8 protein-coding genes and 1 pseudogene are annotated in these 10320 nt (G+C 59.2%); 6 read left to right on the top strand and 3 right to left on the bottom strand.

The features are described 5' to 3' along the window. Positions 1-27: 27 nt before the first annotated feature. Both HMPREF9371_RS02385 and HMPREF9371_RS13045 read right to left on the bottom strand, forming a co-directional pair. A complete protein-coding gene (locus tag HMPREF9371_RS02385) occupies positions 28-1440 on the bottom strand; it encodes an amino acid permease (protein WP_415752583.1) in 1413 nt (470 codons plus the stop codon). Positions 1441-1631: 191 nt separating this feature from the next. Further along, positions 1632-1795 (bottom strand): annotated as a pseudogene (locus tag HMPREF9371_RS13045) (lipoprotein signal peptidase). 137 nt (positions 1796-1932) lie between these two features. Here HMPREF9371_RS13045 and nadA point away from each other — a divergent pair. The 4 genes from nadA (at position 1933) to nadC (ending at position 6519) form a co-directional block, all read left to right on the top strand. Further along, complete coding sequence (gene nadA / locus HMPREF9371_RS02380) at positions 1933-3051, top strand: quinolinate synthase NadA (protein ID WP_009118261.1); 1119 nt, start codon at positions 1933-1935, stop codon at positions 3049-3051. Next, positions 3051-4574, top strand: coding sequence for an L-aspartate oxidase (nadB, locus tag HMPREF9371_RS02375; protein ID WP_009118260.1), 1524 nt, complete (start codon positions 3051-3053; stop codon positions 4572-4574). The genes nadA and nadB overlap by 1 nt, the downstream gene beginning before the upstream one ends. 103 nt (positions 4575-4677) lie before the next feature. Beyond that, the gene (locus tag HMPREF9371_RS02370) at positions 4678-5619 is read left to right on the top strand and encodes an NUDIX hydrolase (protein WP_009118259.1); all 942 of its coding nucleotides are present in this window, start codon (positions 4678-4680) and stop codon (positions 5617-5619) included. Positions 5620-5640: 21 nt separating this feature from the next. Beyond that, positions 5641-6519 (top strand): carboxylating nicotinate-nucleotide diphosphorylase, encoded by an 879-nt coding sequence (gene nadC, locus HMPREF9371_RS02365; protein ID WP_040660018.1) that lies wholly within the window; start codon positions 5641-5643, stop codon positions 6517-6519. Positions 6520-6584: 65 nt separating this feature from the next. On the opposite strand, the gene HMPREF9371_RS02360 is transcribed toward nadC, so the two are convergent. Next, positions 6585-7562, bottom strand: coding sequence for a KpsF/GutQ family sugar-phosphate isomerase (locus tag HMPREF9371_RS02360; RefSeq protein ID WP_009118257.1), 978 nt, complete (start codon positions 7560-7562; stop codon positions 6585-6587). 89 nt (positions 7563-7651) lie between these two features. Here HMPREF9371_RS02360 and tal point away from each other — a divergent pair, with 89 nt between their 5' ends. Both tal and HMPREF9371_RS02350 read left to right on the top strand, forming a co-directional pair. Next, positions 7652-8707: a transaldolase gene (gene tal / locus HMPREF9371_RS02355; protein WP_009118256.1), complete on the top strand. Its 1056-nt coding sequence runs from the start codon at positions 7652-7654 to the stop codon at positions 8705-8707. Positions 8708-8914: 207 nt separating this feature from the next. After that, positions 8915-10180, top strand: coding sequence for a YihY family inner membrane protein (locus tag HMPREF9371_RS02350; protein ID WP_050797903.1), 1266 nt, complete (start codon positions 8915-8917; stop codon positions 10178-10180). Positions 10181-10320: the final 140 nt, after the last annotated feature.

The following is a 10320-nucleotide window of genomic DNA, read 5'->3' as shown; positions in this document are numbered from 1 at the left end:
GCAAAGGTCTCAGCCTGAAGCTTTTGCCTAATCGGCATGGCGGCTTAAGTTGACTTCGTTTAAAGGCACTTTGCGGGTGCGGTAACGCAGCTTGTGGTAGAGATAGAAGCCGAAGAATACGGGCAGGCCCATATAGGTGATCAGCAGGCGGCCGGCATCGAATTCGCCGCGCAGCAGCCATTGGGTGTCTTGGCCGAGGATGACCAGCACGCACAGTGCCAAGGCCAGCAGCGGGCCGAAGGGAAACCATTTGGCGCGGTATGCCAACTCTTCCAGTTTGCCGCCTTGGGCCAAATAGGCGCGACGGAAGCGGTAGTGGCTGAGGGCAATGCCCAGCCAGGCGATAAAGCCGGTGAGGCCGGAGGCGGCCACAATGTATTCGTAAGCGCCATCGCTGACCATCTGCACCAGAAAAATCAGCAGGGCCACGGCGCCGGTGGCGAATAGGGCGCTCATCGGTACGCCGTATCCGTTGACCCGGCCGAAGGCGGAATAGGCCATGCCACTGTTGCCCATGGCATACAGCATGCGGGTGGAGGCGTACATGCCCGAATTGCCGGCCGATAAAATCGACGACAAAATTACCGCATTCATCACCGCGGCGGCAAAAGCCAGGCCGGCCCGTTCGAAAACCAAGGTGAAGGGCGATTTGGCGATTTCGTCCACATCGGCGCCCAAAAGATCGGGGCTGGTATAGGGAATCAGCAGGCCGATCACCAAAATGGCCAGTACATAGAAAATCAGGATGCGCCAGAAAACCTGTTTGACGGCTTTGGGAATGCTGTGCTGCGGGTTTTCCGATTCGCCGGCGGTGATGCCGATCAGCTCGGTGCCTTGGAAGGAGAAGCCGGCAATCAGAAACACGCCCAGTGCGGTAAAGAAGCCGCCGGAAAAACCCTCGCCCAAAAACGGCGCATCGCCGGCGGTAAAGTTGCTCAGGCCCACATATTGGCCGCCCAAAATGCCGAGAATGGTGAGCACGCCCACGGCCAGAAACACCACCACGGTGATCACTTTGATTAAGGCAAACCAGTATTCGGATTCGCCGTAAGCTTTTACAGATAGGGTGTTGAGCAGGAAAATCAGACCGAAAAACAGCAGGCTCCAGCCCCAGGGCGGCAGAAAGCGCATCGGTTCCCAATAGGTGATCACCAGCGCGGCAATCGAAATATCGGCCGCCACCGTGATTACCCAGTTGAACCAGTAATTCCAGCCCAAAGCAAAGCCGAGTGAGGGATCGACAAAGCGGGCGGCATAGGTGGCAAACGAGCCGGAGGTGGGCAGATAGGTGGCCATTTCGCCCAATGAAGTCATCAGGAAATACACCATCAGGCCGATGGCGGCGTAGGCCAGCAGCGCGCCGCCGGGGCCGGCTTCGTGAATGGCGCTGCCGCTGGCCATAAACAGGCCGGTGCCGATGCTGCCGCCGATGGCAATCATCGACAGATGGCGGGTCTTCAGTTGGCGGCGGACGCCGGAGTCGGGCACGGAATCATTCATTGGAGACCTCGCTTGCGAAAAAAGGGGCGAATGATGGCGGATTATAATAGAACAATCAACCTAATGATACGGGATTGAATGCTGCACCCAGATGGATGTGGGGAAGCAGTTGAGGCTACCTGAACAGCTTTTCAGGTAGCCTGAGACCTTTGCAAAACCCCCAGATGTGGATGCAGTTCAAGGCGTAGCAGCGCAGTGAGTGCAGACATATCATGGAGATAGGCAAGCGAGCGAGCAGTACCCATAGGGCATAAACGCACAACGCAGAAATGCGCCGCAGATGGGGGTTTTGCAAAGGTCTCAGCCTGATATGTTTTTTGTGGCGTGCAATAGGGGGAACGCAACTGTTTCGACCCGATTGGGGTTGGCGCTTGCTTATTATACTCAAGATGAGCATAATTGCGCAAAGCCCAATCCGACGAGGAATGTTTGATGCAAACCACCCAATACCGCGCTTTCGACTATGATGCGCCGTTGTCGAACCAGCCCACTTCCGCCTGCCAAATCCGCCAGGCATGGGCGCGTGTGCCCGAGCCTTTGTCCCATGAAGCCACAGGCCGTCTGAAAGACGAAATCCGCGATTTATTGGAACGGCACAATGCCGTGTTGGTGGCGCATTATTATGTCGATCCGCTGATTCAGGATTTGGCTTTGGAAACAGGCGGCTGCGTGGGCGATTCGTTGGAAATGGCGCGTTTCGGTGCGGAATATCCCGCGCAAACGCTGGTGGTGGCCGGCGTACGCTTTATGGGCGAGAGCGCCAAAATCCTCAGCCCCGAAAAAACTGTGTTGATGCCGGATTTGGAAGCGGAATGTTCTTTGGATTTGGGCTGCCCGGCCGATGAATTTGCCGCATTTTGCGATCAGCATCCCGACCGCACGGTGGTGGTGTATGCCAATACTTCCGCCGCCGTTAAAGCACGCGCCGATTGGGTGGTTACTTCTTCGATTGCCTTGGAAATCGCCACGCATCTGCATCAGCAAGGCAAAAAGCTGATTTGGGGCCCCGACCGCCATTTGGGCGAATACATCCGCAAAGAAACCGGCGCGGACATGCTGCTGTGGCAAGGTTCGTGCATTGTGCACAACGAATTTAAAGCATCCGAACTGGCCGTCCTCAAAGCCAAGCATCCCGAAGCCGTGGTGTTGGTGCACCCCGAATCTCCGGCGGGCGTAACCGAATTGGGCGATGTGGTCGGTTCGACCAGCAAGCTGTTGAAAGCGGCCATCGAGCGGCCGGAACACACCTTTATCGTGGCCACCGATTTGGGCATTCTGCACGAAATGCGCAAGCATGCACCGCACAAAACCTTTATCGCCGCGCCCACCGCAGGCAACAGCGCCACCTGTAAAAGCTGCGCGTTTTGCCCGTGGATGGCGATGAACTCGCTGCAAGGTATCCGCAACGCGCTGAAAAACAAAACAGGCGAAATCCTGCTGGACGAGCAGCTAGGCAAAGCCGCCAAACTGCCGCTCGACCGCATGCTGAACTTTGCCGCCGCCTTAAAACAACCCAAACAAGACGCTTTCAACGGAATCGGGCCGGCATAATGAACACCGAATGGGATCTTATCATCGCCGGCAACGGCTTGGCCGCCTTAACGCTGGCACTCTCGCTACCTGAAAGCTATCGCATCGCCGTTTTGTGCAAAAACCGCCTGCAACACAGCGCCAGCAGCCATGCACAGGGCGGTATTGCCGCGGTTTTGTATGATCCTGACACGCTGGAAAAGCATGTGGCCGACACCTTAACCGCCGGAGCGGGATTGTGCGATGAAACGGCGGTGCGCGACATTTTGGCGCAAGGCGGGCAAGCGATTGAATGGCTGCTGCAATTTGGCGTGCCGTTCGACCGAAATTCAGACGGCCTGCTGCATTTAACCCGCGAAGGCGGCCACAGCATGCGCCGCATCGCCCATATTGCCGACCACACCGGCAAAGCGGTGATGGAAAACCTGCATCACGCCTTGCGCAACCGAGCCAATATCCATGTGTTTGAACGCCATATGGCGCTGGAGGTGTTGAAAAATCCCGAAGGCTCGGCTTGCGGCTTGCGCGTGTTATCTCAAGAAAACGGCCATACAGCCGAATGGCATGCGCGCTATACCGTGCTGGCCGGCGGCGGCTTGGGGCAGATTTATCCGCACACCACCACCCCGCCGGAATGCACGGGCGACAGCATCGCGATGGCTTTGCGGGCGGGCTGCACCATCGAAAACGCCGAGTTTATCCAATTCCACCCCACCGGCTTGGCCTTACCGCATAAAACAGACGGGCGGACTTTTCTGATTTCCGAAGCCGTCCGCGGCGAAGGCGGCGTGTTGCGCAACCAACAAGGCGAACGTTTTATGCTGGGTCAACATCCTTTGGCAGAACTGGCACCGCGCGACATCGTCGCCCGCGCCATTGCCCGAGAAATCGCCAAGCAAAACGAACCGTTTGTGCGGCTCGACATCAGCCACCGCCCAGCAGAATTTGTCCGCAGCCATTTCCCCAGCATTTACGCCCACTGCTTGGCCAACGGCATCGACATCACCCGCGAAGCCATGCCCGTTTGCCCCGTGCAACATTACACCTGCGGCGGCGTGACCACCGACACTTGCGGCAGAACCCAAATCGCCAACCTGTTCTGCTTGGGCGAAGCCGCCTGCACCGGCCTGCACGGAGCCAACCGCTTGGCCAGCAATTCGCTGCTGGAATGCGTAGTCATGGCGCGTAAGGCGGCGGAACGGATAGAGAAGGGGGGGAAACAGATTTTGTTGAAACGCACCGAGCCAAGCGTTCATACACCGGCGAATCCGCCCTCAAACCTGCCCGTGTTCAACCGCGAAAATTTGCACCGCCTGACTGCATCCTGCTTGGGCATTTTGCGCAATCATAACGGCTTGGCTGAAGCACAGGCCGTCTTAAACGCTTGGCTGAACACCTTACCCGAACCGCAAACCGCATGGGAATACGAAGACCGCAATCTGCTGCTGTGCGCCAAAGCCGCGGCCGATGCCGCCGTATCACGAAACCGTAATGTCGGCGCCCATTTCAACACCGACTGCACCGCCGCCGAAGCGGCTCTTTAGGTTAGGCTACCTGAAAGGCTTTCAGGTAGCCTCAGGCCGCAGCCGTTTATGCAGCCAGGTGCGCTAGAATACGTTTTTCAGCCGATAAACGGATACAGAGAAGATGGATCCTTTCCCCGATGAGAGCGGCAGCGCCGAAGGCTTGGTTGAGCTGGTGGCGGTGTTGGTAGCCGTTACCGACGGCCGCCCGCGCGTGCTGACGGTGGAGCAGGGCAGCCTGCTGCTCAACGGCCCGCTGCTGCCGGTACACCGTTCGCTGCAGGCCGGGGTGCGGGTGTGGGTGGCGAAGAAAACCGGCCAGCCGATGGGCTATGTGGAGCAGCTCTACACCTTTATCGACGCCGGCCGCAAAAACGGGCAGGGCCTGCCGGTGCTTTATGTGAGCTATTTGGGGCTGGTGCGCGAGGCGGACGAAAACATTCTCAACGATGCCGCCAAGTGGTGCGACTGGTACGGCTATTTCCCGTGGGAAAACACCTGCCATCCGAATCACGGGCAAACCGTGGCGCATATCGTGCAGCACCTGCGCCGCTGGGCCAACACGGCCGACACCGAGGCCAGACGGCGCGAGCGCCTGAACCGCACGCATTTGTGCTGGGGGCTGGTGCCTTACGGCTGGTCGGAAGAATATGTGCTGCTGCGTTACGAACTGCTCTATGAAGCCGGCCTGATTCGCGAATCGCCCGAGCCGGCGGCGGGGTTTGATCCGGCCCTCACCGGGCGGCCGATGGCGCACGACCACCGGCGCGTGTTGGCGACCGCCATATCGCGCTTGCGGGCCAAAATCAAATACCGTCCGATTATTTACGAGCTGCTGCCGCCGCAATTTACCCTGCTGCAGCTGCAGCAAAGCATTGAAGCCCTCATCGGGCGGCAGCTGCACAAGCAGAATTTCCGCCGCCAAATCAAGCATCAGGATTTGCTCGAGCCGCTGCCCGGCAATACGGCCGGCGGCATCGGCCGCCCGGCTCAGCTTTATCAGTTTAAAGACAATGTGTTGCTGGAAAGCCTGATTTCCGACATCAAACTGCCTTTGCGCAAATAACCGAACTTTATGGAGAGCCCTATGCCTTCTTTTACCACACCGCCTTTGCTGTTTCCCTTGCCCGATGTGGTGTTGAAGCCGTTTGTGCAGCAGGCTTTGCTGGAGGATTTGGGGCGCCGCGGCGACATCACTTCGGCGGCGGTGATTCCTGCCAGCACGCAGGCCGAATTGGCGGTGGTGAGCCGGGAAAACGGCGTGTTGGCGGGCATGGATTTGGCCCGCTTGGCGTTTGCGCAAACCGATGCTTCAATAAAATTTGAGGCGCTGGCGGCGGACGGTACGCCGGTGCGGGCAGGGCAGGTGTTAGCGAAAGTGGGCGGTTCGGCGCACGCCTTGCTGACGGCAGAGCGCACCGCGCTCAATTATCTGACCCATCTGAGCGGCATCGCCAGCATGACGGCCGCCGCGGTGGCCAAAATCCAAGATTATCCGACCCGCATCACCTGCAGCCGTAAAACCGTTCCCGGCTTGCGCACTTTGCAGAAATACGCCGTGCGTGCCGGCGGCGGCTGCAACCACCGCTTGGGTTTGGACGATGCGATGCTGATTAAAGACAACCATTTGGTGTATTCAGGTAGCCTGCAGGAAACGGTGCGGCGAGCCAAAAACCTGGCCGGCCATCTGATTCCCGTCGAGGTGGAAGTGGATACGCTGGCGCAGCTGGAGCAGGCCTTGGCGGGCGGAGCCGATTTGGTGTTGCTGGACAATATGGACACGGAAACGCTGAAACAGGCCGTGGCCATGTGCCGCGGCCAAGCCCGCTGCGAAGCCTCGGGCGGCATCACCTTCAACCGCCTGCGCGAAGTGGCGGCTGCCGGCGTGGATTTTATCGCGCTGGGCTACCTGACCCACAGCAGCCGGGCGTTGGACATCGGTTTGGATTTTTTGTCGTCAAACTAACGGACAGGCAAAAGGCGGGCAACGGCACCCGCCTTTTTCTTTGGCCGGAAACAGTGGGCAAAGGTTTACACGATGCGCGCCTTCAGCAGGTCGTGCATATTCAGCGCGCCGATGAGTTTGCCTTCGGCATCGGTCACCAGCAGCCCGTTGACGCGGTTTTGCTGCATGGTTTTCACCGCTTCGGTGGCCAGCTTGTCGGCGGTGATGGTTTTGGGACGGGTGCCCATCACATCGGCCGCGCTCAGGCCGTGCAGTTCGCGGCCGAGTTGGAATTGGCGGCGCAGGTCGCCGTCGGTGAAAATGCCTTTCAGGTAGCCTGCTTGGTCGGCCACCGCCACCATGCCCAAGCCTTTTTCGCTCATGCGCACGATGAGGTCGGCAAACGGGGTATCGGGCTGCACCACGGGCAGTTCTTCGCCGCGGTGCATCACGTCCGACACATGCAGCAGCAGGCGTTTGCCCAAGCTGCCGGCGGGGTGGCTGAGGGCGAAGTCGTCGGGGGTGAAGGCGCGGGCGCGCAGCAGAGCCACCGCCAGCGCATCGCCCAAAGCGAGCACCGCAGTGGTGCTGCTGGTGGGGGCGAGGCCGTGCGGGCAGGCTTCCTGCGGCACGGCCACGGTTAAGTGGATGTCGGCATGCCGCGCCAGCGTGGACTCTGGGCGGGCGGTAAGGGCAATCAGGGTGGCGTTTTTGCGTTTCAACGCCGGCATGATGGCGAGCAGTTCGTCGCTTTCGCCGGAGTTGGAAATCGCCAGCACCACGTCGCCGTCCACAATCATGCCCAAGTCGCCGTGCGCGGCTTCAGCCGGGTGGACGAAAAAGGCGGGTGTGCCGGTGGAAGCCAGGGTGGCGGCGATTTTGCGGCCGATGTGGCCGCTTTTGCCCATGCCGCTCACCACCACGCGCCCGGGGCAGTCTAAAATGGCGCGGCAGGCGAGGGGAAAGTTGTGGTCGAGGTCATCGGCAAGGGCGCGGAGGGCGTCGGCTTCAATGGCGAGCACTTCGCGCGCCCAGGCGAGAAAAGATTGCGGATCGGTGGTCATGACGGGCTTTCGGCATCCGGCTTGCGGCGGCAGCCGGAATCGGGTAAGTTCTTTGCGCTTTGAAAACGCTTTACGGAGGTCGGGATTTTATGGGCATTTTGCAGGAAGTCAAACAACACGGCCAACAAATCTGGTTGGACAATCTTTCGCGTTCGCTGATCCGCAGCGGCGGCTTGGCCGATTTGCTGCGCCAAGGTGTGGGCGGCGTGACCTCCAATCCGGCTATTTTCGAGAAAGCGTTTGCCTCTGATGCCTGCTATGCGGAAGCGGTGGCGCAGCTCAAACAGCGCGACTTGAGCCCGAAAGCGCGTTACGAAACGCTGGCTGTGGCCGACGTGCAGGCCGCCTGCGATGTGTGTCTGGCCGAATACGAGGCTTCCGGCGGCAGCGGCGGCTTGGTCAGCTTGGAGGTGGCGCCGGAGCTGGCCCACGATGCGGGAGGTACGGTGGCGGAGGCGAAAAGGCTGTGGGCTTGGATCAAGCGCCCGAATGCCATGATCAAGGTGCCGGCCACCGATGCCGGCCTGACCGCCTTAACCTTTTTGGTGGCCGAAGGCATCAATGTGAACCTGACCCTGCTGTTTTCGCGCCGCCGGGTGCGTGCGGCCTACGCGGCTTATGCGGAGGGTTTGCAGGCGCGGCTGCGTGCGGGCGGCAGCTTGGCCGGGATTCAGGTGGTGGCCAGTTTCTTTATTTCGCGCATCGATGCGGCGCTGGATGCCACCCTGCCGGCACATTTGCAGGGGAAAACCGCGATTGCGCTGGCCAAAGCGGCCTACCGCGACTGGCAGCAGGTTTTTTCCGCACCCGACTGGTTGGCTCTGCAGCAGCAGGGCGCTCAGGTGCCCCGCCTGCTGTGGGCCAGTACCGGCGTGAAAAATCCGGCTTATCCGGACACGCTGTATGTAGACAGCTTAATCGGCATGCAGACAGTAAATACCGTGCCGGAGGCCACCCTCAAGGCTTTCTTGGCGCACGGACGGGCAGAGGCGGGTTTGGTGCAGTCTGTGGCCGAGGCCGAGGCGGTGTTGGCCGAAGTGGCCGCTTTGGGGGTGGACGTGGAAGTGTTGGCCGCCCGTTTGCAGGACGACGGCCTGCAACAGTTTGCGGCCGCTTTCGAACGGCTGTTGGCTCCGCTGGTTTAGGCGGGTGTTTGCACAGGCTGCCCGAAAGCCTTTCAGGCAGCCTGTGGGGCGCAACCATCAAGGCCGTAGGCGGCAAGCGACGGCCAAACTTGTTCAGGCTGCTTGAAAAACCTTCAGGTAGCCTGATTTTACGGGCTTGATCTCCATAATGGGCAAGCATTGGGGCTGTCCTATTATTTTTATCCGCACACAACACAGAAAGACCGCATGCCATTGAAAAAATCGTTTCAGCGCTTCGGCCGCAGCCGTTCTTGGGCTTTTGCCCGTTTTCTTTACGACCGCTTCAACGAAGTCAATGTACCGCAGGTGTCCTCCAGCCTCACCTTTACCACCTTGCTGGCCTTGGTGCCGCTGATTACGGTGATGCTGGTGGTGGTGTCGGCGTTTCCCATGTTTGCCGACGTTTCCGCGCAGTTTAACCAGCTGATCACGCAAACGCTGATGCCGGCCGGAGCCGATGCGGTAAGCGAATACCTGTTTCAGTTCCGCGACCAAGCCAGCAAGCTGACCGCCATCGGTATCATCATGATGATGGTGACCTCGCTGATGCTGATCCAAACCATCGAACGCACCTTCAATCAGATTTGGCGGGTCAACAGCACGCGCAATGTGCTCACCCGTTTTTTGGTGTATTGGGCTTTGCTCAGTCTCGGCCCCTTGGTGTTGGGCATCGGCATGTCGGCCTGGGGCGTGGTGTGGGCGCGTACCAGCTTTTATCTCAATTATCCGCTGTTGGCCAATACCGTGCAGTTGCTGGTGTCGCTGGTGGGTTCGGCCGCCGCTTTGTGGCTGCTGTATAAACTGGTGCCGGCGCGTTTTGTTCCCGCCCGCCATGCCCTGATCGGCGCCGTATTCGCAGCCGTGGGTTTGGAATTGCTGCGCAGCGGTTTCGCCTTTTATGTGGGCAACTTCAACAGCTACCAGCTGGTGTACGGCACCTTCGCCGCGATTCCGATTTTCCTGCTGTGGTTGAACCTGATGTGGATGGTGATCCTCACCGGTGCGGTGTTGACGGCTTCGTTGTCTTATTGGGAAGGCGATGCCTTCCGCCGCGAGTTCGGCAACGGCGGCCGTTTCGACGATGTGTTGAAAGTATTGCTGCTGCTCAGTCAGGCGCAAGACAAAGGCCAGAGCATCAAAATCCAGGAGTTCCGCAGCCACATCAATATGGGTTACGACGAATTAGGCGATTTGTTGGAAAAACTGGCGCTCAAAGGCTATATCACCCAAAGCCGGCACGGCAACTGGCTCTTGAAAACCGCGCCGGAGCACATCCGCGTGGGCGAATTGTTCAGCCTGTTTGTTTACCGCAGCAGCGACAACGAAAAGGACGATGTCGGCCGCGCCGTGCAGCAGGTGATGGAGCCGGCCTTGGCCGCCACCGACATGACGCTGGCGGAATTTATCTGCCGCGCAGAGTCAGCTCCCGATGTTGACCTGCCTGTTTTTGTGGCCGAAGGCGACAAAAAATAAGCCGCTTGTTTCGCATTTACATATTTTTTCAGGTAGCCTGGTTCCGCGGTGCAGGCTACCTGAAGTCTTTGTTAACACGAATTTCATGCGCATTTACCTGCCTGTTTGATACGTAAAATGCCGCAAAATCAGCAAGGTTG

The organism is Neisseria shayeganii 871 (assembly GCF_000226875.1).
GTDB classification, from domain to species: domain Bacteria; phylum Pseudomonadota; class Gammaproteobacteria; order Burkholderiales; family Neisseriaceae; genus Eikenella; species Eikenella shayeganii.
The sequence above is the reverse complement of the archived record's forward strand: the minus strand, read 5'-3'. Positions and strand labels throughout refer to the sequence as shown.

Coding starts and splice junctions, on each gene's coding strand:
- HMPREF9371_RS02350 (WP_050797903.1), top strand. CDS start 8,915: ATGCCATTGAAAAAATCGTTTCAGCGCTTCGGCCGCAGCCGTTCTTGG.
- tal (WP_009118256.1), top strand. CDS start 7,652: ATGGGCATTTTGCAGGAAGTCAAACAACACGGCCAACAAATCTGGTTG.
- HMPREF9371_RS02385 (WP_415752583.1), bottom strand. CDS start 1,440: ATGATTGCCATCGGCGGCAGCATCGGCACCGGCCTGTTTATGGCCAGC.
- nadB (WP_009118260.1), top strand. CDS start 3,051: ATGAACACCGAATGGGATCTTATCATCGCCGGCAACGGCTTGGCCGCC.
- HMPREF9371_RS02360 (WP_009118257.1), bottom strand. CDS start 7,562: ATGACCACCGATCCGCAATCTTTTCTCGCCTGGGCGCGCGAAGTGCTC.
- HMPREF9371_RS02370 (WP_009118259.1), top strand. CDS start 4,678: ATGGATCCTTTCCCCGATGAGAGCGGCAGCGCCGAAGGCTTGGTTGAG.
- nadA (WP_009118261.1), top strand. CDS start 1,933: ATGCAAACCACCCAATACCGCGCTTTCGACTATGATGCGCCGTTGTCG.
- nadC (WP_040660018.1), top strand. CDS start 5,641: ATGCCTTCTTTTACCACACCGCCTTTGCTGTTTCCCTTGCCCGATGTG.